The sequence below is a fragment of the Bacteroides sp. AM23-12 genome, assembly GCF_003434395.1.
GTDB classification, from domain to species: domain Bacteria; phylum Bacteroidota; class Bacteroidia; order Bacteroidales; family Bacteroidaceae; genus Bacteroides; species Bacteroides thetaiotaomicron.
Genome location: NZ_QTLF01000039.1, coordinates 1 through 25,514 on the forward strand (window position 1 = coordinate 1; position 25,514 = coordinate 25,514).

The following is a 25,514-nucleotide window of genomic DNA, read 5'->3' on the forward strand; positions in this document are numbered from 1 at the left end:
AGGGAGACAACCATCCCCGAAACTCCGTAATAGACCAGTTGCTTGCGGCCGACCCTGTCGATGATCACAAGAGCAAGAACGGTGGTCAGAGTGTTGACTAGTCCTACGAGAACTTGGTAAAAAAACGCAAGTTTGTCGCTTTGACTGTTAAATATATGCAGAGAAAATCTTATCTTTGCCTTCGTTAAACTAACTAATACCCCCATTTATGAAAAGAAATCATTATTTATTTACCCTTATTCTCTTGTTAGGGTGCTCTATCTTTGTGAAAGCTTCAGACACCGTTTTTGTACATCAGACGCAAATTCCCATTTTAATTGAGCGGCAGGATAACGTATTGTTCTACTTTCGTTTAGATGCAAAAGAAAGCCGGATGATGGATGAGATCGTTTTGGATTTTGGAAGGAGTGTCAATCTGTCGGATGTACAGGCTGTCAAACTCTATTATGGCGGTACGGAAGCTTTACAAGATAGAGGAAAGAACAGATTTGCACCTGTTGATTATATCTCCAGTCACCGTCCGGGGAATACATTGGCAGCAATACCATCTTATTCGATAAAATGTGCGGAAGTCTTGCAGCCTTCTGCAAAAGTTGTTTTGAAGAGTCATTATAAGTTGTTCCCGGGGATTAATTTCTTTTGGATCAGCTTGCAGATGAAGCCGGAGACTTCTCTTTTCACTAAAATAAGTTCCGAACTTCAATCAGTGAAGATAGATGGTAAAGAAGCCATTTGTGAAGAACGGTCACCGAAAGACATTATTCATCGAATGGCAGTGGGTGTCCGCCACGCCGGTGATGACGGTTCGGCTTCTTTCCGTATTCCCGGATTGGTAACTTCAAATAAAGGAACGCTGCTTGGCGTATATGATGTCCGTTATAATAGCAGTGTCGATCTGCAGGAATATGTAGATGTCGGTTTGAGCCGAAGCACGGATGGCGGTAAAACATGGGAAAAGATGCGCCTTCCTCTTTCGTTCGGTGAATACGATGGTTTGCCTGCTGCACAGAATGGAGTAGGGGACCCTTCTATTTTGGTAGATACCCAAACGAATACAATCTGGGTTGTTGCCGCATGGACACACGGAATGGGTAATCAACGTGCCTGGTGGAGTTCTCATCCTGGAATGGATCTATATCAAACGGCACAACTGGTGATGGCAAAAAGTACGGATGACGGTAAAACCTGGTCGAAACCGATTAATATAACCGAACAAGTAAAAGACCCTTCTTGGTATTTCTTGCTTCAGGGACCGGGACGGGGAATAACAATGAGTGATGGAACTTTAGTATTCCCTACTCAGTTTATCGACTCTACCCGTGTACCTAATGCCGGTATCATGTATAGTAAAGACCGCGGAAAAACATGGCAGATGCACAACATGGCACGCACCAATACAACCGAAGCGCAAGTAGTAGAAATAGAGCCCGGAGTGCTGATGCTGAATATGCGGGATAACCGTGGAGGAAGCCGTGCTGTGGCAATTACAAAAGATCTGGGCAAGACATGGACAGAACATCCTTCCTCTCGGAAGGCCTTGCAGGAACCTGTATGTATGGCTAGTTTGATCCATGTGGAAGCTAAAAATAATGTACTTGATAAAGATATTCTTTTGTTCTCGAATCCGAATACGACCAGAGGACGCAATCATATAACTATTAAAGCTAGCCTGGACGATGGGCTGACCTGGCTTCCCGAACATCAGTTAATGCTGGATGAAGGAGAAGGCTGGGGATATAGCTGTCTGACAATGATTGATCGGGAAACGATTGGTATCTTGTATGAGAGTAGTGCAGCCCACATGACATTTCAAGCTGTAAAACTGAAAGATTTGATTCGATGAAAAGTCTTCGAATCTTTTTGGGGATTGCATTTTTATTCCATACCTTATATATATTGGGGGCAGATCATTTGCGTCTGCTTCCCCAACCTCAGCAATGTGTGCTTGCAAAAGGATATTTTGTCGTGGGGAAAATGCAGCTTTCCACTCCTGTGCTTTCGCAGGAATGGAAGCAGTTTGTGACGGAAATGGGAGGTACTCTGACTGATCAGTCGGCATCCTCTATCAATATAAAATTGGTTGATGCGATTGGCAATGTACCTGTCAATCAGGATGAGGCTTATCGTCTGACTATTACTCCAAAGGCAATTACTGTGGAGGCTGTAGCAGAGCGTGGAGTATATTGGGCGATGCAAACGTTATATCAGCTAAAAGAAGAAAAGGGAAAGAAAATCCGACTGCAATGTGGTACTATCACTGATTGGCCGGCTTTCAGGATTCGGGGTTTCATGCAGGATGTAGGGCGTAGCTACTTGTCTTTGGAGGAGTTGAAACGTGAGATAGCCATATTATCCCGATTTAAAATCAATACCTTTCATTGGCACTTGACGGAAAATCAGGCATGGCGTCTGGAAAGTAAAATCTTTCCGATGTTGAATGATAGTGCGAATATGACTCGTATGGCGGGTAAATATTACACGTTGGAGGAAGCGAGAGAGTTGACCAAGTTCTGTAAAGCTCATCAGGTACTGTTGATTCCGGAGATTGATATGCCCGGACATAGTGCGGCATTTATCCGTACTTTCCGTCATGATATGCAAAGTCCGGAAGGAATGAAAATCCTGAAACTCCTGCTGGATGAGATTTGTGAAACGTTTGATGTTCCATATCTCCATATTGGAACAGATGAAGTGCATTTTACCAATCCGCAGTTTGTGCCCGAAATGGTGGCTTATATCCGTGATAAAGGGAAAAAAGTGATTTCCTGGAATCCCGGATGGAAGTATAAGACAGGTGAGATCGACATGATGCAGCTTTGGAGTTATCGTGGCAAAGCCCAACAAGGTATTCCTGCTATTGACTCCCGTTTCCATTATTTGAATCATTTTGATACGTTCGGCGATATAATTGCTCTATATAATAGTCGGATTTATAATGCAGATATGGGAAGTGATGATCTTGCCGGAGTCATTATGGGTATCTGGAATGATCGTTTAATCGACAAAGAGTGGAATATGGTTCTGGAAAATAACTTTTATCCGAATATGCTGGCTATCGCAGAGCGTTCATGGCGGGGAGGAGGAACTGAATATTTCGATAAGCAGGGAACAATTCTTCCTGTAGATGAAAACTCTGAGGTCTTTCGTAATTTTGAGGACTTCGAAAGTCGTATGTTATGGTATAAAGAGCATCTGTTTAAAGGGTATCCATTTGCCTATGTCAAACAGACTCATGTAAAATGGAACATTACAGATGCTTTTCCGAATGAGGGGGATCTGACTAAAGTTTTTCCACCGGAAGAAGAGCTGAAAGATTCATATACCTATGAAGGGAAGCAATATGGAGTGCGTCCTGCCATAGGAGCCGGTATCTATCTTCGGCACGTATGGGGTAAGATTGTGCCGGCTTTTTACAAAGATCCACAGGAGAATCATACTGCTTATGCTTACACGTATGTCTATTCTTCTAAAACACAGGAAGTAGGCTTATGGGCTGAATTTCAGAATTATGGACGTTCAGAGAATGACCTGCCGCCATTGCCGGGAAAGTGGGATTATAAAGAAAGCCGTATTTGGATTAATGATCAGGAAATACTGCCCCCGGTATGGTCTGCTACTCATCTCGTGAAAAGCTCGGAAACAGCCTTAGGTAATGAGAATTGTGTGGCACGTCCGCCACTACGGGTTCATTTGCATAAAGGCTGGAATAAGGTATTGCTGAAACTGCCTGTCGGCAAATTCTCAACGAATGAAGTACGATTGGTTAAATGGATGTTTACTGCAGTATTTGTGACTCCTGACGGCGATAAGGCCGTAGAAGGGCTGATCTATTCTCCGGAAAAGAAAATGTAATTGACTTTTATATGATGAAAAATGTATTATTAATTGTTGTTTCCATCTTGTTTATTACAACAGCGAGTGCACAGGAAAATCGTATTAAAGTTGCCTGCATCGGGAATAGTATCACCTATGGTTATGGATTGCCCGACCGGACTACACAATCGTATCCGGCGCAATTACAGAAGATGTTGGGAGAGTCTTATCAAGTCGAAAACTTCGGCAAATCGGGTACTACCTTGTTGAATAAAGGGCACCGGCCTTATATGCAGCAAGATGAGTATCGCAGAGCGATCGACTTTGGCGGAGATATTGTGGTTATTCATTTGGGCATCAATGATACAGATCCCCGTGATTGGCCCGATTATCGTGATTTCTTTGTGAAAGATTACATTGAATTGATCGATTCTTTTCGGGCGGCTAATTCTAAAGTCCGGATTATGATTGCCAGACTTACGCCTATTGCCGATCGGCATCCTCGTTTCCTGTCAGGGACACGTGACTGGCATGGAGAAATACAATTGGCTATTGAGAATGTGGCACGCTATACCGGAGTACAGTTGATCGACTTTCATGAGCCGTTGTATCCATACCCTTTCATATTGACGGACGCCGTACACCCTGATCCCGAAGGAGCGTTTATTATGGCTCAGACCGTATATTCCGCCATTACCGGAGATTATGGCGGACTGAAAATGTCGTTGCTTTATACAGACAATATGGTATTGCAACGGGATGTTCCGTTGACGGTTCAAGGAATTGCCAATGCCGGGGACCGGGTTACTGTAAGCATAGCCGACCGGCAAATGAAAACAAAAGCAGGTCTGAATGGAAAATGGTCGGTAACGCTGCCTCCTTTAAAGGCGGGTGGTCCTTATACCTTAAAGATCTCAACGGATGAGACGGGTTTTCAATATCAAAATGTGTTAGCGGGTGAAGTCTGGCTTTGTTCTGGTCAGTCAAATATGGAGTTTATGCTGAAACAGGCTTCGACTGCCCGAGCCGATATTCCACGTGCCGTAGATCAGCAACTTCGTTTGTATGATATGAAAGCACGTTGGCGCACAAATGCCGTCGAATGGGAGGCGAACGTACTTGATTCGTTGAATCATCTCCAATATTATAAGGATACGGAATGGAAAAATTGTACTCCGGCGACAGCTTCTGATTTCTCGGCAATTGCATACTATTTTGGTAAGATGCTAAGAGATAGTCTGAATGTTCCGGTTGGATTGATTTGCAATGCCGTTGGAGGATCACCTACAGAAGCCTGGGTAGATAGAGCTAGTTTGGAATATCAGTTTCCCGCCATTTTAAAAGACTGGACTAAAAATGATTTTATTCAGGAATGGGTGCGCGGACGGGCTGCTTTGAATATAAAAAAGTCAGCAAATAGCCAGCAGAGGCATCCGTATGAGCCTTGTTATTTATATGAGTCGGGGATTCGGCCTTTGGAACAGTATCCGATACGAGGAGTAATCTGGTATCAGGGAGAATCGAATGCACATAATTGGGAAGCTCATGAAAAATTATTTAAACTGCTCGTGAATAGTTGGCGGAAGAATTGGAATGATGCCTGCCTGCCTTTTTATTATGTACAATTATCCAGTTTGAATCGCCCTTCCTGGCCTTGGTTCCGTGATAGTCAGCGTAGAATGTTGAATGAAATTTCTCATATCGGAATGGCTGTATCCAGCGATCATGGTGATTCTCTGGATGTGCATCCTATCTGTAAGAAACCTGTGGGAGAGCGTTTGGCGCGAGGGGCTTTGAATAAAACGTATCAGAAAAATGTCATTCCTTCCGGTCCTTTATTTCGTGGTGCAAACGTTCGCGGTGGGAAAGTCTTTTTATCTTTTGATTATGGAAAAGGGATGCGGAGTTCAGACGGAAAGCCTTTACAATGCTTTGAAGTAGCGGAATATGATGGTATCTATTATCCGGCAACGGCTGAGGTTGTAGGAGACCAGGTGAAGGTGTATAGTAAAGAAGTGCCAAATCCCCGCTATGTACGTTATGGCTGGCAACCTTTTACGCGGGCTAATCTGATCAATCGGGAAGGACTGCCTGCTTCGACATTTCGTGCCGAATTTTCGATGAAATGAGATATTTTGTAGCTTCAATAGGAAATATTTAACAAAAAAGCAATATCTTTACTCCGTTAATATCTAATGCCCCCACTATGATCTTAAATTTGACAGGAAAGATAGCGCCGATAGCATGTGGATTGCTATGTTGCTGTAGTATGGTTTATGCTCAAGGTAATGACACTTCGGAAGTCATGCTACTGGATACCGGTTGGGAATTTTCTCAATCAGGGACTGAAAAGTGGATGCCAGCTACGGTTCCTGGTACGGTTCATCAGGACCTGATCAGTCATGAATTACTGCCGAATCCTTTTTATGGGATGAATGAAAAGAAAATTCAATGGGTGGAGAATGAGGACTGGGAATATAGAACCTCCTTTATAGTCTCCGAAGAGCAATTGAATCGTGATGGAATCCAACTTATTTTTGAAGGTCTTGATACCTATGCAGACGTATATCTCAACGGCTCATTACTGCTGAAGGCTGATAATATGTTTGTGGGGTATACACTTCCTGTAAAATCTGTGTTGCGGAAGGGCGAGAATCACTTATATATTTATTTCCATTCACCTATTCGGCAAACGTTGCCACAATATGCTTCCAATGGCTTCAATTATCCGGCGGATAACGATCATCACGAGAAACATCTTAGTGTGTTCAGCCGTAAGGCTCCGTATAGTTACGGTTGGGACTGGGGCATCCGAATGGTGACAAGTGGTGTCTGGCGCCCGGTTACTCTTCGTTTTTACGACATAGCTACCATATCTGACTACCATGTCAGACAATTATTGCTGACAGATGAAAACGCTCGTCTGTCTAATGAACTGATTGTAAACCAGATCGTTCCTCAGAAAATTCCGGCTGAAGTAAGGGTCAATGTATCGTTGAATGGAACTACCGTTACAGAAGTAAAACAGCAGGTGACCCTGCAACCCGGGATAAATCATATCACTCTTCCTGCTGAAGTGACGAACCCTGTACGATGGATGCCAAATGGTTGGGGAACTCCGACTCTGTATGATTTCTCGGCTCAGATAGCTTGTGGAGATCGGATTGTTGCGGAACAATCTCATCGTATTGGTTTACGAACGATTCGTGTGGTAAATGAAAAAGATAAGGACGGAGAATCTTTTTATTTTGAAGTCAATGGCATACCGATGTTTGCCAAAGGAGCTAATTATATTCCTCAGGATGCACTGTTGCCTAATGTTACTACGGAACGCTATCAGACTTTGTTCCGTGACATGAAGGAAGCCAATATGAATATGGTTCGTATATGGGGTGGCGGGACATATGAGAATAATCTTTTCTATGATCTTGCCGATGAGAACGGGATACTTGTCTGGCAGGATTTTATGTTTGCGTGTACCCCTTATCCATCCGATCCTACTTTCCTGAAACGGGTAGAGGCGGAGGCTGTTTACAATATTCGCCGTCTTCGGAATCATGCCTCTTTGGCGATGTGGTGTGGTAATAATGAAATACTGGAAGCTCTGAAATATTGGGGCTTTGAGAAGAAGTTTACTCCGGAGGTTTATCAAGGATTAATGCATGGTTATGATAAACTGTTCCGTGAGCTGTTACCTTCAATGGTCAAAGAATTTGATTCGGATCGTTTTTATGTGCACAGTTCGCCTTATCTCGCTAACTGGGGGCGTCCGGAGTCATGGGGGACAGGAGACAGTCATAATTGGGGAGTCTGGTACGGAAAGAAGCCATTTGAGTCTTTAGATACCGATTTGCCGCGTTTTATGAGTGAATTTGGTTTCCAGTCATTTCCGGAAATGAAAACCATTGCTGCTTTTGCTGCTCCTGAAGATTATCAGATTGAGTCTGAAGTGATGAATGCGCATCAGAAGAGTAGTATTGGTAATTCGTTGATCCGTACTTATATGGAACGTGATTATATCATTCCCGAAAGTTTCGAGGATTTTGTGTATGTCGGATTAGTCTTGCAAGGACAGGGGATGCGGCATGGATTAGAAGCTCACAGACGCAATCGTCCTTATTGTATGGGGACATTGTATTGGCAGTTGAACGACAGTTGGCCGGTAGTATCCTGGTCAAGTATTGATTATTATGGTAATTGGAAGGCATTACATTATCAGGCAAAGCGTGCTTTTGCACCGGTCTTGATCAATCCTATACAGCAGAATGACAGTTTGAGTGTTTATCTGATCTCAGACCGGCTTGATACAATGGAGCAAATGACATTGGAAATGAAAGTCGTGGATTTTGATGGAAAAACGCTGGGTAAGAAGATACAAGTACATTTGTTGGAAGTTCCGGCAAATACTTCAAAATGTGTTTATCGTGCAAAACTGGATGGCTGGCTGACTCCCGAAGACTGCCGACGTAGCTTCTTGAAATTGATACTCAAAGATAAATCGGGACATCAGGTGGCTGAGAGCGTCCATTTTTTCAGAAAGACGAAAGATTTGCAACTTCCTCCGACATCAGTATCCTATCAAATGAAGCAGACGGATGGTAAATGTGAATTGACTCTCTTTTCATCAATGTTGGCAAAAGATATTTTTATTGAGACTCCATTGCAAGGAGCCCGTTACAGTGACAACTTCTTTGATCTCTTACCCGGAGAACGTAAGAAAGTAATTATCACTTCTCCCCGGATAAAGAAGGGAGAAGAATTACCTGTCAATATCAAGCATATTCGAGAAACCTATAAATAAAACTAATTTATTAACTACTAACACCTAATTTTTATTTTATGAAACAACTCCTAAAATTAACAGGATGTGTGGCACTGGCAGGACTGATGAGCTCTTGTGGCTCGGTACAAGAAGAAGCCAATTATCAGATTATCCCATTGCCACAAGAAATTGTAACATCGCAAGTAAACCCCTTTATTTTGAAAAGCGGTGTGAAAATCCTTTATCCGGAAGGAAATGAGAAGATGCAGCGTAATGCGCAATTTTTGGCTGATTATCTGAAGACTGCAACCGGAAAAGACTTTTCGATTGAAGCCGGAACTGAAGGTAAAAATGCTATAGTGCTGGCGTTAGGCTCAGAAGTAGAAAACCCTGAATCTTATCAGTTGAAAGTCACCGATCAAGGTGTCACGATAACTGCCCCTACAGAAGCCGGAGTTTTCTATGGTATTCAGACTTTGCGTAAATCATTGCCTATTGCTTTGGGTGCTGATGTAGCATTGCCTGCTGTTGAAATTAAGGATGCTCCTCGTTTCGGTTATCGTGGTGCACATTTCGATGTTAGTCGTCATTTCTTCACAATTGATGAAGTGAAGACTTATATTGATATGCTGGCTTTACACAACATGAACCGTTTGCACTGGCATATCACTGACGATCAGGGATGGCGTCTGGAAATCAAGAAATATCCGAAGTTGACGGAAATAGGTTCTCAAAGATCGGGAACGGTCATCGGACGTAACTCCGGTGAATATGACAATACACCCTATGGTGGATTCTATACACAGGAACAGGCTAAGGAAATTGTAGATTATGCCGCAGAACGTTATATCACTGTTGTTCCTGAGATTGACCTTCCGGGACACATGCTGGCTGCCCTTGCCGCTTATCCGGAATTGGGTTGTACCGGTGGACCGTATGAAGTTTGGAGACAATGGGGAGTAGCCGATGATGTACTTTGTGCCGGCAACGATCAGGTTCTGAAATTCCTGGAAGATGTATATGGCGAATTGATTGAAATCTTCCCTTCAGAGTATATCCATGTAGGTGGTGACGAATGTCCGAAGGTAAGATGGGAGAAATGTCCGAAATGTCAGGCACGTATCAAAGCGTTGGGCTTGAAATCGGATAAGAATCATAGTAAGGAAGAACGTTTGCAGAGTTTCGTTATCAATCATATAGAGAAGTTCCTGAACGATCACGGACGTCAGATTATCGGTTGGGATGAGATTCTCGAAGGCGGACTTGCTCCTAATGCAACAGTTATGTCATGGCGTGGCGAAAGTGGAGGTATTGAAGCTGCCAAGCAGAAACATGATGTGATCATGACCCCGAACACTTATCTGTATTTTGATTATTATCAGGCTAAAGATACTGAGAATGAACCTTTCGGTATCGGAGGTTATTTGCCGATGGAAAGGGTGTACAGCTATGAGCCGATGCCGGCTTCCCTTACTCCGGAAGAACAGCAGTATATAAAAGGTGTACAGGCTAATCTCTGGACAGAATATATTGCTACTTTCTCTCATGCTCAATATATGGTCTTGCCTCGTTGGGCTGCTTTGTGTGAAGTCCAGTGGTCAACACCTGATAAGAAGAACTACGAAGATTTCTTGTCTCGTCTTCCACGACTGATTAAGTGGTATGATGCAGAAGGATATAATTATGCAAAGCACGTATTTGACGTAAAAGCAGAATTTACTCCGAATCCGGCTGATGGTACTTTAGACATTACACTTACTACAATTGACAATGCGCCAATCCACTACACGCTAGATGGTACAGAGCCGACTAGTACTTCTCCCGTTTATGATGGCGCTTTGAAGATTAAGGAAAATGCAGACTTCTCGGCTATAGCTATTCGCCCTACTGGAAATAGTCGTGTCGTTTCTGAGAAAATCGATTTCAGTAAATCAAGCATGAAGCCGATTGTTGCTAATCAGCCGGTGAATAAACAATATGAGTTCAAAGGTGTCTCTACGTTGGTAGATGGCTTGAAAGGAAATGGTAACTATAAAACCGGACGCTGGATTGCATTTAGAGGAAATGATATGGATGTGACTATTGATCTCAAACAACCAACAGAGATTTCAAGCGTTGCCATTTCTACTTGCGTAGAGAAGGGAGATTGGGTTTTTGATACAAGAGGACTCTCTGTAGAAGTTTCAGAAGACGGCACAAACTTCACGAAAGTGGCATCTGAAGCTTATCCTGCAATGAAGGAAACTGATAAAAATGGTGTTTATGACCATAAACTAACATTTACACCTGTAACTGCACAATATGTGAAAGTTATAGCTTCACCCGAGAAAAGTATTCCGGAATGGCATGGTGGTAAGAGTTATCCAGGCTTTTTATTTGTAGACGAAATCACAATTAATTAATGAATATAAGAAAGAGATACACTAAAGTTTGTCTTTTCTTATGGGTAATCGGGATGTGTCTTTGTGCACATCCCATTAATGCACAGTCCGTAATTCCTGTTCCCTTAAAGATGGAACAGGGTACGGGCTCTTTTTTACTCTCTGAAAAAACAAAGCTTTATACAAACTTACAAGGAGAAGAAGCTATTCTTCTGGGCGACTATCTGAAAACTGCATTACCTGTACAATTTAAGGAAGGGAAAAAGAAAGATAAACAGAATGTCTTGTCTTTATTGATAACAGAAAAGAATCCTCAGTTGGTGTCACCGGAAAGTTATATATTATCCGTTACTCCTGAACATATTCTGATTCAGGCTTCTTCCGGTGCTGGGTTGTTTTATGGAATTCAGACACTGTTGCAATTATCTCAGCCTTCGGGCACGGGTTATTTTATAGTTTCTGTTGAAGTACAGGATACCCCTCGTTTTGCTTATCGTGGGATGATGCTGGATGTCTCCCGCCACTTCTTCTCTAAAGAATTTGTGAAGAAACAGATAGACGCATTGGCATTTTATAAACTAAACCGTTTGCATTTGCATTTGACGGATGCGGCAGGATGGAGACTTGAAATAAAGAAATATCCTTTATTGACGGAATTTGCCGCCTGGCGTACTGATGCCAACTGGAAGAAGTGGTGGAATGGCGGACGGAAATATCTCCGTTTTGATGAGCCCGGTGCTTCCGGTGGTTATTATACTCAGGATGACATGAAGGAGATTATTGCATATGCGCAGCAGCATTATATCACAATCATTCCTGAAATCGAGATGCCTGCTCATTCAGAAGAAGTATTGGCTGCTTATCCGCAACTCTCCTGTTCGGGTGAACCTTATAAAAACGCAGATTTTTGTGTTGGAAATGAAGAAACATTCACTTTCTTAGAAAATGTGCTTACTGAAGTAATGGAGCTTTTTCCATCGGAATATATTCATGTAGGAGGCGATGAGGCTGGTAAGGCGGCTTGGAAGACTTGTCCGAAATGTCAGAAAAGGATGCAGGATGAACATCTTTCTAATGTAGACGAGCTACAAAGCTATCTGATTCATCGTATTGAACTGTTTCTGAATGCACATGGACGTAAGTTGCTGGGTTGGGATGAAATTCTTCAAGGTGGTCTGGCTCCTAATGCTACTGTAATGTCATGGCGTGGCGAAGAGGGAGGTATTGCTGCTGTCCGTTCCGGTCATCAAGCAATTATGACTCCCGGTCAATATTGTTATTTGGATAGTTATCAGGATGCTCCGTATTCTCAGCCGGAAGCCATCGGAGGATATTTGCCATTGGAGAAGGTTTATTCATATAATCCGGTTTCAGATTCTTTAACTGTAGAACAGGCAAAACTTGTTTATGGTGTGCAGGCAAATCTATGGGCAGAATATATCCCCACTCCGGAGCATATGGAATATATGATATATCCTCGTATCCTTGCTTTGGCAGAAGTGGCTTGGTCGGCTCCCGAACGTAAATCATGGACAGACTTTCATAATCGTGCATTGAAAGCAGTTGATGATTTGCAAGCGAAAGGATATCATACTTTTGATCTTAAAAATGAGATAGGAAGTCGTCCGGAGTCTTTGAAGCCGATAAGTCATTTGGCTGTGGGGAAAAAGGTGATTTATAATGCTCCGTATAGTCCTCACTATCCTGCGCAGGGAAATACAGCTCTTACTGATGGTATTCGTGGCGACTGGACTTATGGAGATGGATCCTGGCAAGGTTTTATCGATAAAAAGCGATTGGATGTTACCATTGATATGGGTACGGAAACTGCTGTCCATTCTGTCTCTGCTGATTTTATGCAAGTGGTAGGGGCAGAGGTCTTTTTGCCTGAATCTGTCACTATTTCCATTTCTGATGATGGAGCAAACTTCACAGAATTGAAACAATATACTTTTGAAGTAAATAGAAAAGAAGCTATTAAATTTATTAGTATTTCATGGGAAGGCAGTGCTGAAGGACGGTATATACGTTATCAGGCTCGTGCCGGAGAAGAGTTTGGCGGATGGATATTTACAGATGAAATAGTAGTGAAATAATCAGATGTATAATTTATGACTATAAATATTAGATACTTATTAGGAATAGCCCTCCTTTTTTCTTTCTCTGTGATCAGTGCACAAGTACGAACCTCGTATACTTTTGAGAAAGGGTGGAAGTTTACACGTGAAGATAATGCTGATTTTATTCAGCCTGACTATAATGATATCAAGTGGCAATCTGTGGTAGTACCCCATGACTGGGCTATTTATGGACCTTTTGGTATAGATAATGACAGGCAATTGACAGCCATTGCGCAAGACGGACAAAAAGAAGCGATGGAACATGCCGGACGTACAGGTGGTCTTCCTTTCGTCGGAGTGGGTTGGTATCGGCTGAATTTTGATGCTCCCTCTTTTGTCAAAGGGAAAAAGGCTACATTGATTTTTGACGGAGCTATGAGCCATGCTCGTGTGTATATTAACGGTCAGGAGGCTGGTTATTGGCCTTATGGATACAATACCTTTTATCTGGATGTAACTCCCTATCTGAAAGAGGGGACAAAGAATACTTTAGCTGTTCGTTTGGAGAATGAGACAGAATCTTCCCGTTGGTATCCGGGAGCCGGACTTTACAGAAATGTACATCTGGTAGTAACGGAAGATGCTCATATTCCGACATGGGGTACACAGTTAACTACTCCGGTAGTGAAGGATGATTATGCGAAAGTGAATATAAAAACGACTTTGGTCGTACCTTCTGGAAAACAGTTTGATGCATACCGTATAGTGACTGAACTTAAAGATAAGGATGGAAAAGTAGTAACTACTGATGAAAAACAAGGTTCCCGTTTTGATGATAATATCTTCAGCCAGGAACTTGTTGTTAGTCGTCCGGCTTTATGGAGCCCGGAAACTCCTGTTCTTTATCAGGCTGTCTCTAAAGTCTATGAAGGCAATATACTGAAGGATGAATATACAACATCTTTCGGTATTCGTACTATTGAGGTCATTCCCAATAAGGGCTTTTTCTTAAATGGAAAGAGAACTTCATTCAAAGGCGTATGCAATCATCATGATCTCGGCCCCTTGGGAGGCGCTGTGAATGATGCTGCTATTCGTCGTCAGATTCGTATTTTGAAAGATATGGGTTGTAATGCGATTCGTACTTCTCATAATATGCCTGCTCCTGAGTTAATCAGAGCTTGTGATGAGATGGGAATGATGGTGATGGCGGAATCGTTTGATGAATGGAAGGCTATGAAGGTTAAGAACGGCTATCGTCATGTTTTTGACGAATGGGCAGTAAAGGATTTGACGAACTTGCTACGTCATTATCGTAATAATCCGAGTGTGGTGATGTGGTGCATCGGAAATGAGGTTCCCGAACAATGGGATGGAAATAAAGGACCTAAGATGTCTTATTTTCTACAGGAACTTTGTCATCGTGAAGATCCGACACGTCCTGTCACACAGGGGATGGATGCGCCGGATGCTGTAGTCAATAATAATATGGCGGCAGTAATGGATATTGCGGGATTTAATTATAGGCCACATAAATATCAGGAGAATTATAAAAAACTTCCTCAACAGATAGTCTTGGGTAGTGAGACTGCTTCTACGGTTAGTTCGCGTGGAGTATATAAATTCCCTGTTACCCGGCAATGGATGAAGAAATATGACGATCATCAGTCTTCCTCTTATGATATGGAGTCTTGTTCATGGTCCAATCTGCCTGAGGATGATTTTATTCAGCATGAGGACTTACCTTATTGCATAGGAGAGTTTGTTTGGACAGGATTCGATTATCTGGGTGAACCGACTCCCTATTATACAGATTGGCCCAGTCATTCTTCACTATTTGGAATTATCGATTTAGCAGGGCTGCCCAAAGACCGTTATTATCTCTATCGTAGTCACTGGAATAAAGAACAGGAAACACTTCACATTCTTCCTCACTGGAATTGGGAAGGACGAGAGGGAGAGATAACTCCTGTCTTTGTATATACCAACTATCCTTCAGCCGAATTATTCATCAACGGAAAGAGCCAAGGGAAACGTACCAAAGACCTTTCCGTAACCATTGATAATAGTGCTGACTCTGTTTCCATCATGAACTTGAAACGTCAGAGCCGTTACCGCCTAATGTGGATGGATACAAAATATGAGCCAGGCACGGTGAAAGTCGTGGCTTATAATGCTGACGGGAAAGCTGTAGCTGAAAAAGAACTCCATACAGCCGGTAAACCGGATCATATTGAATTGGTAGCTGATCGTAATGTAATCAAGGCGGATGGAAAAGATCTATCTTTTGTGACAGTGCGAGTGGTAGATAGAGACGGTAATTTGTGTCCGGATGCCTCACATGAAATCAGTTTCAAAGTGAAGGGAGAGGGTAGTTACCGTGCAGGAGCTAATGGTAATGCAGCTTCCTTGGAATCTTTCCAGCGTCCGAAGATGAAAGTCTTCAGTGGTATGATGACTGCTATTGTATCTTCGACAGAGCAGCCAGGCAAAATAACCCTTGAAGCTACGGGTAAAGGCTTGAAAAAAGGAGTCTTAATCATTGAAAGCCGTCAGGAAGCTAAGAAGTAAGAAATATCGTTGTAATATGTGTAATTCCTCTAAGTGTTTCATTGCGATACACTTAGAGGAATTTTTGTTTAAGCAGGCAGGAGTTTAACATCTTTGCAGGCAAAATAAAAGCTGTAAAAGTATGTTCTTTTATTAAATTGTATTACTTTTGCATCGTTTTAGTACTGTATTCGTTTCTCTATGAACCTTGGTTCTTATATGGAGATAAGATAAAAAGGCTAAATCCTTAAGAGATGCGCTACTGCTTCATAAATGGATTTCATTTGTGAAAGTCAGGGCGCTTTTGTCTTTTAAGTAAGTGATGAAATAAAAAACAAGGGGTAATGGGTGATAATGAATGATTTGGACAAAGAACGACAAACAGAGGGAAGGAAGGCATGGTATGCTGTACAAACCTTCTATTGTAAAGAAGAACATTTGGGGAAATATTTGGAAAAAAAAGGGGTAAATTATTTTATTCCGATGCGATATATCGAGCATGAGACGCTTGATGGTAAAAAGCATCGGAAACTGACTCCAGCTGTACACAATCTGCTGTTTATCGAGAAAGAATTTACGGAAAAAGAACTATTAGAAAGGGTAAAAGATTGTACTATACCTTTTTTGCTTGTTCGTGACCGGAGTACACGGCGGTGTTATGAGATTCCAGACTGTGAGATGTTGGAATTCCGTGCCGTATGCGATCCTAATTATAAAGGAACTCTTTATGTCGATACAGTAACAGCAGAAGCCCGTCCCGGACAAGCAGTTCGGGTGATCCGTGGCCCGTTTGCCGGACTTGAAGGCAAACTCACGCAATACAAGAAGAGCTATTACGTAATTGTTACGTTAGCTACTATCGGCGTCATGCTACATATTCCCAAGTGGTATTGCGAAAAAATCAACTAATCATAACATTACGATCATCTGCTCAACACCTTGTTGTCGGACACTTCATGTCTGACCTTTAGAACTGTTTTTTTAATCTCGGAAGGTAATCTATTTATTTAATAAAATATTCAATTTTTTGAGTGGAAGGATATATACCCTGCCACTCAAATCTTGAGTACTAATAACAAATCAATGAAAGGAATTGTTTTAGCTGGTGGCTCAGGTACTCGTTTGTATCCGATCACAAAAGGAGTGAGCAAACAACTGCTCCCTATCTTTGACAAGCCAATGATTTATTATCCTATTTCGGTATTGATGTTGGCTGGTATACGTGAGATTCTGATAATTTCGACTCCTTATGATCTTCCGGGCTTTAAACGTCTTTTAGGAGATGGCTCAGATTATGGTGTACATTTTGAATATGCAGAGCAACCTTCTCCGGATGGATTAGCCCAAGCATTTATTATCGGAGAAGAATTTATCGGTAACGATTCTGCTTGTCTGGTACTAGGTGATAATATTTTCTACGGTCAGGGTTTCACCCGTATGCTGCAAGAAGCTGTGCATACTGCAAAAGAAGAGAATAAGGCTACTGTTTTCGGATACTGGGTTGCCGATCCTGAACGTTATGGTGTTGCTGAATTTGATAAAATGGGGAATGTTCTGAGCATAGAAGAAAAACCTGTTCAGCCAAAATCTAATTATGCAGTAGTCGGTCTTTATTTCTATCCGAATAAAGTGGTGGAAGTAGCTAAAAATATCACGCCGTCATTGCGTGGTGAATTAGAGATTACGACAGTGAATCAGCAATTCCTGAATGATCAGGAACTTAAAGTGCAGCTGCTAGGTCGTGGATTCGCTTGGCTGGATACAGGAACTCATGATTCTTTATCCGAAGCCAGTACTTTTATTGAAGTTATTGAGAAACGTCAAGGGTTGAAGGTAGCATGCTTGGAAGGTATTGCCTTACGTCATGGATGGATTACTACTGATAAAATGCGCGAACTGGCCCAGCCTATGCTAAAGAATCAGTATGGACAATATTTGTTAAAGGTAATTGATGAGTTAACACAGAAATAAACTTAATACTTAATTTTCAAAATAATCACAGTGGAAGTTATTAAAACAGCTATAGAAGGTGTGTTCATTATTGAACCTCGTTTGTTTAAGGATGATCGTGGCTATTTCTTCGAATCTTTCTCGCAACGGGAATTTAATGAGAAAATTCGTAAAGTGAATTTTGTACAAGATAATGAGAGTAAGTCTGGTTATGGGGTGCTACGAGGTTTACATTTTCAGATGCCTCCTTATGCACAAAGTAAATTAGTTCGTGTTATTAAAGGTGCTGTTTTGGATGTTGCGGTAGATATTCGCAAAGGCTCACCAACGTTTGGAAAGTATGTATCTGTAGAACTGACAGAAGATAATCATCGTCAATTTTTTATTCCTCGTGGTTTTGCTCATGGATTCAGTGTGCTGACGGATGAAGTTATTTTTCAATATAAATGTGATAATTTCTATGCTCCGCAAAGTGAAGGGGCTTTGGCATGGGATGATCCTGATTTGGGTATTGATTGGAGAGTTCCGGCAAATGAGATTGTTTTGTCTGAGAAGGATAATCATCATGAATTATTGAAAGATGCTTCTTGGTTGTTTAACTATAATGAAAGTCTATATTAAATAATGAATATTCTAGTAACTGGAGCTAATGGGCAGCTTGGTAATGAAATGCGATGCATAGCAGCTACAAGTTTGAATAATTATATATTTACTGATGTTGCAGAGTTGGATATTACAGATTTAGATGCTATTCGTAATATGATACATTTGGATAATATAAAGGTAATTGTTAACTGTGCTGCTTATACGAATGTAGATAAAGCAGAAGATGATTATGATATGGCAGACTTATTGAATAATAAAGCTGTAGAGAATTTGGCTATTGCTGCAAAAGAAGTTAATGCTACTTTAATTCATATTTCGACTGATTATGTATTTCAAGGTGATAAGAATATGCCATGTGGAGAAGACTGTGAAACTAATCCTTTAGGTATTTATGGTAAAACAAAAAGAGCAGGAGAACAAAGCATCCAACGTGTGGGCTGTAATTATTTGATTTTTCGTACAGCTTGGCTGTATTCTCAATTTGGTAAGAATTTTGTTAAGACTATGCGACAGTTAACCGCTGATAAAGATAAATTGAGAGTTGTTTTTGATCAGATTGGTACACCTACATATGCAAAAGATTTGGCTGATATTATTTATAGAGTGATTGAGGGGGATCAATATCACAAACAAGGTATCTATCATTTCAGTAATGAGGGTGTTTGTTCATGGTATGATTTTGCTAAAGAAATCTGTGAATTGAGTGGAAATAGTTGTGATATTCAACCTTGCCATAGTGATGAATTTCCTAGTAAAGTAAAACGTCCTCATTTCTCAGTATTAGATAAAACAAAATTGAAGCTGGCTTTTGGTGTAGAGATTCCTTATTGGAAAGATTCTCTTGTGAAATGTATTAATGAACTTAAAGAAAATAATTAATCATGAAATTCTCAAGAAATATAATGATCACTGGTGGTGCTGGTTTCATTGGTAGTCATGTTGTCCGTCTGTTTGTGAATAAATATCCCAGCTATCGTATTATCAATTTGGATAAATTGACTTATGCTGGAAACTTAGCTAATCTGAAAGATATTGAAGATAAGCCTAATTATGTTTTTGTAAAGGCTGATATCTGTGATTTTGAAAAAATGATAGAGTTGTTTAGTGAGTATAAGATAGATGGGGTTATTCACTTGGCAGCTGAAAGTCATGTAGATCGTAGTATTAATGATCCTTTTACTTTTGCTCGTACGAATGTAATGGGAACCCTTTCTCTGCTTCAAGCGGCTAAATTAACTTGGGAGTCTCTTTCTGAAGGTTATGAAGGCAAGCGTTTTTATCATATATCTACAGATGAAGTTTATGGTGCATTGGATTTAACGAATCCTAGTGGCAATAAGGACGGTAGGGGACCTTATGGTCATGATTTTTTTAAGGAAACCACGAGGTATAGTCCACACAGTCCGTATTCTGCTTCTAAAGCAAGTAGTGATCATTTTGTACGTGCTTTTCACGACACTTATAATATGCCTACAATTGTAACGAATTGTTCCAATAATTATGGCCCTTACCAATTTCCTGAAAAACTTATACCATTATTCATCAATAATATTCGCTGTCGTAAACCATTGCCCGTGTATGGCAAAGGAGAAAATGTTCGTGATTGGTTGTATGTAATCGACCATGTTCGGGGCATTGATCTTATTTTTCACAAAGGTAAAATAGCAGAGACATATAATATTGGTGGGTTCAATGAATGGAAGAACATAGATATTATTAAGGTTCTTATTAAAACTGTTGATAGGTTACTAGGTTATCCCGAAGGTTATTCCTTAGATTTAATTACATATGTTTCTGATCGAAAGGGGCACGATCTACGCTATGCAATTGACTCCGCTAAGCTGAAACAAGAGTTAGGCTGGGAGCCGAGTTTGCAGTTTGAAGAAGGTCTCGAAAGGACTGTGAGATGGTATTTAGATAATGAGGTATGGATGGACAATGTGACAAGTGGTGATTATCAGGAGTATTACGATTCCATATATAGGAATGAATGAATATTCTCTTTTATATAGAGCCTTTTTATTCACATAATAATTAAAGTACTAATATGAAAAATAGCTTTTGATGTTGTAAACATCTAAAGTTGGAGTTGGATACGAAGTTCCGGATATTTACTGAATAATTGTTTTATATTTGATAACTACTAATTACAATAATAAGCGAATAGCTAAGAATACTTTTCTTCTCTATTTCCGTATGTTATTTACCATGATGGTATCATTGTATACTAGCCGTGTGGTACTAGCTACGTTGGGGGTTGAAGATTTTGGTATTTATAATGTGGTAGGGGGAGTAGTAACTATGTTTGCTATTATATCTACCTCATTGTCTTCTGCCATTAGTCGCTTTATAACTATTGAGTTGGGCAAAGGTGATCTACGAAGACTGAAGACGGTATTTTCTACAGCAGTAGTTATACAGTTTTTAATGGCTTTAGTGGTCGTTATACTTGCTGAGCTTATAGGAGTGTGGTTTCTTAATAATAAAATGAATATACCCGAAGTTCGTATGAATGCGGCAAATTGGGTGCTTCAGTTCTCAATTTTTACCTTTGGAGTCAATTTGATTTGTATTCCCTTTAATGCTTTAATTATTGCACACGAACGAATGTCTGCATTTGCTTATGTTAGTATTCTGGAGGTGTCACTTAAACTCTTAATTGTTTATTTATTAGTATTAATGTCAGTAGATAAATTGATTGTTTATGGGGCTTTGTTGTTGGTGGTAGCAATTGTTATAACCTTTGCTTATTTTATATATTGTAGGCGACATTTTAAGGAATGTAAATGTTTTTGTCGAATCGATAGATTCCTATTGAAAAGAATGTTGAGCTTTTCGGGTTGGAATTTTATAGGGGCATCTTCAGCAATCCTTAGAGATCAAGGCGTAAATATTGCTATAAATCTTTTTTGTGGTCCAACTGTCAATGCTGCAAGAGGGATGGCTGTACAGGTTAATCATGCAATTAATAGTTTCGCTCAAAACTTTATGACAGCATTAAATCCACAGATAACAAAATCATTTGCTGTAGGTGATAGTAAATACATGTTTACTTTGATTTTTCAGGGGGCAAGATTATCTTTTTATATGTTACTATTTTTGTCATTACCAGTACTCATGAGTACAGAATATATATTATCAATATGGTTAAAAATTGTTCCTGATTATACAATCATATTTGTCCGTTTAGTCTTGATCTTTGCCATGTGTGAATCAATATCAAATCCTTTGATTACTGCGATGCTGGCAACAGGCAGTATTAGAAATTACCAAATAGTTGTAGGCGGTATGCAAATGATGAATTTTCCTATTTCATATATATTGTTAGAACGAGGTTATGCACCAGAAATTACTCTTTATGTGGCTATTGGTATATCATTATGTTGTTTGGCACTTCGTTTATTTATGCTTCGTAGTATGATACAATTGCCTGTTAAAAGCTATATGAAGAATGTTTTCTTTAATATATGTGCTGTGACGATATTTTCAGTTGCAATTCTCTATTTAATCTCATTACGATTACAATCATCATTTTATTCGTTCTTGATCTTATCTTTCTCATGTATCATATGCTCATTTATGGCTATCTTTTTTGTGGGTTGCAAAGCAAGTGAAAGAGTATTTGTCGTTGATCAAGTGCGTAAGCTTATAAAAAATAACTTGTAATCATATCAAATAAGCTGTTGAGGATCATGATAAAAATAAAAAAATCAGAGGATTGTTGTGGATGTTCTGCATGCTTGTCAATCTGCAATCATAATGCGATAGTTTTTAAGGAAGATGTGGAAGGTTTTAAATATCCTATGATTGAGGAAGGTAAATGCATCAATTGTGGACTTTGTGAGATGGCTTGTCCTATTCTTTATAGAAAGGTGAAGGATATAAGGCCAACTCCAAAAGCATATTTTGCAGCTCGCCATAAAAATATTGTAACGTTACGGAACAGTTCTAGTGGTGGTGCTTTTACAGCTATTGCAGGATCTGTAATAGAATTGGGAGGGGTTGTTTGTGGTGTAGAATATGATAACGATGGAGTAGTGAGACATAGCTTTTCGGAAACGATGGAAGGTATAAGGAGTTTTATGGGGTCAAAATATGTCCAGAGTGAAATTCAAGGTGTTTACAATCAGATAAAGACTTATTTAAAAAGCGATCGCTGGGTTTTGTTTACAGGTTCTCCTTGTCAAGTAGAAGGGCTTAAGCTTTTTTTACGTAAACCATATGAGAATTTACTAACGGTTGATTTAGTTTGCCATGCTGTTCCTAGTCCACTTATATATAAGCAATATATAAATATGTGTTCGACGAAACTTGGCCAAAAGGTCATGTCTATCAACATGAGGTACAAACAAACTTATGGGTGGAGTCATCGCTTCTCTTATTGTTTTTATTTTGAAAACGGCCAGAAAGCTGTCGATCCTGTTTGGGTAGTTAATTGGGGAAAAATATTTTTTTCTCAAATGATAAATCGTCCTTCTTGTCACTCTTGTAAGTATTCTAACTTGGACCGTCCTGGAGATTTTACAATAGCTGATTTTTGGGACGACAAGAAGAATCGCCCGGATTTGTATTCATGTGAAGGTACTTCATTATTAATGGTGAATACTAATATGGGGTTAGACTTGATAAACAAACTTTACGATTCTATTGATTTGTGGAAGATAACGAAAGATGAAGCTATGCAGCCATGCTTAATTCGCCCTACATGTTCTAATCAAAGACGACAAGAGTTTTGGGAATTTTATCTTTTAAGAGGGTTTGATGCTGCATATAAGAAGTATTTTGGTGATAGCAAATATGTTATCACTAAAAAAATAGTGAAACAAATTATTAAAAGAGTATTAAGAAAACTCCAATAATAGCCAAGCTATTTATGGGTGAACAAAAAATCAAATAAATGTCAGAATTACAAATATTGATATTTAACGCTGCTGTCTTTTCTATATTAGCAGTTTACCACTATTGGAAAAATAGGAAGTTAAATATCGCTTTCTATATATTGGCATATTATTCGATTTGTGCATGGGGAGCATTACTGTATCATGAGCACGAGTTGTTTCATTATATGCGGGGGAGGGAGACGTATTCAATTATACCATTTTTATATCTTATACCTGTTATTTTTCTTTTTGCATATCCTATTATCAGATATGATAATACTAGAATCACTCGAATTGAAACGTTAAATTCTAACTTCTTCATAAATTTGGTTTGGATACTTCTTTTTATTCAGATAGTGTTATATATTATTTTATTTCCTTCATTTTTAAAAGCAATACTTTCTTCAAATATTGGTGATTATCGTAATGATACATATGATGAATCTGAGATTGTACAATTTCCAAATTATTTTTTTAACATATTATGTCGTCTATATATGGGCGCACGCAATGTTGTTATTTTGATTGCCGCTTACGGTTTACTTGTCATAAAAACACATAGAAAACTTCTTAAGATATTTCTCGTCACTTCTTTATGTTTTCCTGTATATATGTTTACAGCATATGCAAGTAGAGCCGTAATGATAATGACATTTTTCTTTTTAGTTTTTATTTTTGTGTTTCTATCTGTTTTTATGAATGTAGGATTGAAAAAAAAGATTGTATCTTATTTAATCTTAATCTTAGTTCCTATTTCTTCAGCCTTTATTCTTATATCCAACTCTCGTTTTGGTAATCTTGCCACTTATATGTTTTATCGGTATTTAGGAGAGTCTTTTAATAATTATAATACACATTTTTTCTATGAGTTAAAAGGTAATACATGGGGAGAGGCATATTTTGTTTTTTTTCGTAAGCTTATGGGAATTTCCTCAAATTTTAAAACAACACGTGAAAAATGGGAGTGGCTTGATAATATTACAGGTGTTGACACCCATGTATTCTATACATTTGTAGGCGGTCTGAATATTGAGTTTGGTTTTGTTGGCACTATTGTTATTGGTTTGCTTTTATCGTTTTTTATGGTAAAGAAAATGCGACCTTACAATGTACTGACACTGCCTAAGTTCATAGCTTTGGGAATGTTAGCCTACACACTGATCAATGGTGTTTTTTTCTTTGTTCTTCAAGGGGATTGGGGGAATCTTGAAATTTTGTTTACTCTTTTTTTCTGCTTTTTATTTAGTAAGTATCGGACAAGAAAATATATTAATAAATAATGAAGATCGGAATTCTAACATTTGCTAATGTCCCTAATTTTGGGGCTAATTTACAAGCACTATCTACGATAAGCTATCTACAGAATCACGGATATAATCCTATTTTGATTAAGTGGGAGCCAGAAGATTTTGAAGCTCGTTTCACAAGTATTAAAACTCAGAAGCAACCACAAGAGCATTTTCATTTTGTAGAGAAATATCTTCCGCAGACCAAAATATGTCGTAATGATGATGATATTTGTCAAGTGATAAAGGATGAAAAAATAGAAGGTATAATTATTGGCAGTGATGCAGTTCTTCAGTGTTCGTCTTTTTGGGGTAGATTGGATTTTCCAACCAAAACAGTTGTACGTGTTAATAAAACTACATCTGAACGTGAGTATCCTAATGCTTTTTGGGGTACATTTTATGATAAACTTGGGTCTAAAATTCCAATGGTGATTATGTCTGCATCATCACAGAATGCGAAATATAGATTGATAGCGCGTTCGGTAAAGCATAAAATGAGTAATAATTTGTCTCACTTCGAATATATTTCGGTTCGAGATATATGGACTCGTGATATGATTACTTATATAACAAAAGGGGCAATAATACCAAATATAACTCCCGATCCAGTATTTGCCTTTAATTATAATTGTGCTAAATTCATTCCTTCAAAAGAAGATATTCTTTTAAAATATCATTTGCCTGAAAATTATGTTCTTGTAAGCATGAAATGTAGAATGCTTGATAATATGCTATGGATGGATAAATTAAAATCAGAAATGAAAAAGCTATATTTAGAATGTGTTGCTCTTCCTATGCCGACTGGTATTGGGTTTAAGCATAATTTTGATTTTTCTATTACTACTCCGCTACCTCCATTAGATTGGTATGCCTTGATAAAATATGCTAAAGGATATATTGGGGAAAATATGCATCCTATTGTTGTGGCTCTACATAATGCAGTACCATGTTTTTGTTTTGATACCTATGGTGTACTTAAATATGCACGTTGTGTATGTGTCGAAGAATCGAGTAAAATTTATGATATTATGTCACGTTTTTCTTTACTTGATAATCGTATCAATGCGTATTCTCGCTTTTGGAAATGTCCACCTGTTGATATTGTGATTAATCGAATATTACATTTTGATGTAATAGCATGTCAAAAAACAGCTTTGAATTATTATAATAACTATGAGCAAATGATGAGTTCTATTTTGGAAGTTTTTAAGTCTAAATAATGT

17 protein-coding genes are annotated in these 25,514 nt (G+C 39.3%); 16 read left to right on the forward strand and 1 reads right to left on the reverse strand.

What is annotated here, in order from left to right; translation table 11 throughout:
* A partial coding sequence (locus DW640_RS24330) for an MFS transporter (RefSeq protein ID WP_255420960.1) occupies positions 1-206 on the reverse strand: 206 nt, incomplete at its 3' end.
* Positions 207-208: 2 nt separating this feature from the next.
* Here DW640_RS24330 and DW640_RS20625 point away from each other — a divergent pair.
* From DW640_RS20625 to DW640_RS20700, 16 genes are all read left to right on the forward strand, one after another.
* Positions 209-1,843, forward strand: a complete 1,635-nt coding sequence (locus DW640_RS20625; protein WP_054959382.1) for a sialidase family protein — start codon at positions 209-211, stop codon at positions 1,841-1,843.
* Positions 1,840-3,852 (forward strand): family 20 glycosylhydrolase, encoded by a 2,013-nt coding sequence (locus DW640_RS20630; RefSeq protein ID WP_090616235.1) that lies wholly within the window; start codon positions 1,840-1,842, stop codon positions 3,850-3,852. Before DW640_RS20625 ends, DW640_RS20630 begins: the two co-directional genes overlap by 4 nt.
* A gap of 14 nt (positions 3,853-3,866) precedes the next feature.
* On the forward strand, positions 3,867-5,942 hold the full coding sequence (locus tag DW640_RS20635; RefSeq protein WP_173664737.1) for a GDSL-type esterase/lipase family protein: 2,076 nt from the start codon (positions 3,867-3,869) through the stop codon (positions 5,940-5,942).
* Between the two features lie 77 nt (positions 5,943-6,019).
* Positions 6,020-8,614, forward strand: a complete 2,595-nt coding sequence (locus tag DW640_RS20640; protein WP_090616240.1) for a glycoside hydrolase family 2 protein — start codon at positions 6,020-6,022, stop codon at positions 8,612-8,614.
* 38 nt (positions 8,615-8,652) lie between these two features.
* Positions 8,653-10,977: a glycoside hydrolase family 20 protein gene (locus DW640_RS20645; RefSeq protein ID WP_008766027.1), complete on the forward strand. Its 2,325-nt coding sequence runs from the start codon at positions 8,653-8,655 to the stop codon at positions 10,975-10,977.
* Entirely contained in the window at positions 10,977-13,052 is a 2,076-nt protein-coding gene (locus DW640_RS20650) for a family 20 glycosylhydrolase (protein ID WP_022470454.1), read from the forward strand. Before DW640_RS20645 ends, DW640_RS20650 begins: the two co-directional genes overlap by 1 nt.
* 15 nt (positions 13,053-13,067) lie before the next feature.
* The gene (gene galB / locus DW640_RS20655) at positions 13,068-15,587 is read left to right on the forward strand and encodes a beta-galactosidase GalB (protein ID WP_117578899.1); all 2,520 of its coding nucleotides are present in this window, start codon (positions 13,068-13,070) and stop codon (positions 15,585-15,587) included.
* Between the two features lie 333 nt (positions 15,588-15,920).
* Positions 15,921-16,475: a UpxY family transcription antiterminator gene (locus DW640_RS20660; protein ID WP_117578900.1), complete on the forward strand. Its 555-nt coding sequence runs from the start codon at positions 15,921-15,923 to the stop codon at positions 16,473-16,475.
* A 174-nt stretch (positions 16,476-16,649) separates the two neighbouring features.
* Positions 16,650-17,537: a glucose-1-phosphate thymidylyltransferase RfbA gene (gene rfbA / locus DW640_RS20665; RefSeq protein WP_090616243.1), complete on the forward strand. Its 888-nt coding sequence runs from the start codon at positions 16,650-16,652 to the stop codon at positions 17,535-17,537.
* Between the two features lie 30 nt (positions 17,538-17,567).
* The gene (gene rfbC, locus DW640_RS20670) at positions 17,568-18,137 is read left to right on the forward strand and encodes a dTDP-4-dehydrorhamnose 3,5-epimerase (protein ID WP_117578901.1); all 570 of its coding nucleotides are present in this window, start codon (positions 17,568-17,570) and stop codon (positions 18,135-18,137) included.
* 3 nt (positions 18,138-18,140) lie between these two features.
* The gene (rfbD, locus tag DW640_RS20675) at positions 18,141-19,001 is read left to right on the forward strand and encodes a dTDP-4-dehydrorhamnose reductase (RefSeq protein WP_008766021.1); all 861 of its coding nucleotides are present in this window, start codon (positions 18,141-18,143) and stop codon (positions 18,999-19,001) included.
* Positions 19,002-19,003: 2 nt separating this feature from the next.
* Positions 19,004-20,116: a dTDP-glucose 4,6-dehydratase gene (gene rfbB / locus DW640_RS20680; protein ID WP_008766020.1), complete on the forward strand. Its 1,113-nt coding sequence runs from the start codon at positions 19,004-19,006 to the stop codon at positions 20,114-20,116.
* Positions 20,117-20,255: 139 nt separating this feature from the next.
* On the forward strand, positions 20,256-21,788 hold the full coding sequence (locus DW640_RS20685; protein WP_117578902.1) for an oligosaccharide flippase family protein: 1,533 nt from the start codon (positions 20,256-20,258) through the stop codon (positions 21,786-21,788).
* Positions 21,789-21,814: 26 nt separating this feature from the next.
* Positions 21,815-22,981, forward strand: coding sequence for a Coenzyme F420 hydrogenase/dehydrogenase, beta subunit C-terminal domain (locus DW640_RS20690; protein ID WP_008766018.1), 1,167 nt, complete (start codon positions 21,815-21,817; stop codon positions 22,979-22,981).
* 38 nt (positions 22,982-23,019) lie between these two features.
* Positions 23,020-24,282 (forward strand): O-antigen polymerase, encoded by a 1,263-nt coding sequence (locus DW640_RS20695; RefSeq protein ID WP_008766017.1) that lies wholly within the window; start codon positions 23,020-23,022, stop codon positions 24,280-24,282.
* On the forward strand, positions 24,282-25,511 hold the full coding sequence (locus DW640_RS20700) for a polysaccharide pyruvyl transferase family protein (protein WP_008766016.1): 1,230 nt from the start codon (positions 24,282-24,284) through the stop codon (positions 25,509-25,511). Before DW640_RS20695 ends, DW640_RS20700 begins: the two co-directional genes overlap by 1 nt.
* Positions 25,512-25,514 lie beyond the last annotated feature (3 nt).

Coding starts and splice junctions, on each gene's coding strand:
- DW640_RS20625 (WP_054959382.1), top strand. CDS start 209: ATGAAAAGAAATCATTATTTATTTACCCTTATTCTCTTGTTAGGGTGC.
- DW640_RS20630 (WP_090616235.1), top strand. CDS start 1,840: ATGAAAAGTCTTCGAATCTTTTTGGGGATTGCATTTTTATTCCATACC.
- DW640_RS20635 (WP_173664737.1), top strand. CDS start 3,867: ATGAAAAATGTATTATTAATTGTTGTTTCCATCTTGTTTATTACAACA.
- DW640_RS20640 (WP_090616240.1), top strand. CDS start 6,020: ATGATCTTAAATTTGACAGGAAAGATAGCGCCGATAGCATGTGGATTG.
- DW640_RS20645 (WP_008766027.1), top strand. CDS start 8,653: ATGAAACAACTCCTAAAATTAACAGGATGTGTGGCACTGGCAGGACTG.
- DW640_RS20650 (WP_022470454.1), top strand. CDS start 10,977: ATGAATATAAGAAAGAGATACACTAAAGTTTGTCTTTTCTTATGGGTA.
- galB (WP_117578899.1), top strand. CDS start 13,068: ATGACTATAAATATTAGATACTTATTAGGAATAGCCCTCCTTTTTTCT.
- DW640_RS20660 (WP_117578900.1), top strand. CDS start 15,921: ATGAATGATTTGGACAAAGAACGACAAACAGAGGGAAGGAAGGCATGG.
- rfbA (WP_090616243.1), top strand. CDS start 16,650: ATGAAAGGAATTGTTTTAGCTGGTGGCTCAGGTACTCGTTTGTATCCG.
- rfbD (WP_008766021.1), top strand. CDS start 18,141: ATGAATATTCTAGTAACTGGAGCTAATGGGCAGCTTGGTAATGAAATG.
- rfbB (WP_008766020.1), top strand. CDS start 19,004: ATGAAATTCTCAAGAAATATAATGATCACTGGTGGTGCTGGTTTCATT.
- DW640_RS20690 (WP_008766018.1), top strand. CDS start 21,815: ATGATAAAAATAAAAAAATCAGAGGATTGTTGTGGATGTTCTGCATGC.
- DW640_RS20695 (WP_008766017.1), top strand. CDS start 23,020: ATGTCAGAATTACAAATATTGATATTTAACGCTGCTGTCTTTTCTATA.
- DW640_RS20700 (WP_008766016.1), top strand. CDS start 24,282: ATGAAGATCGGAATTCTAACATTTGCTAATGTCCCTAATTTTGGGGCT.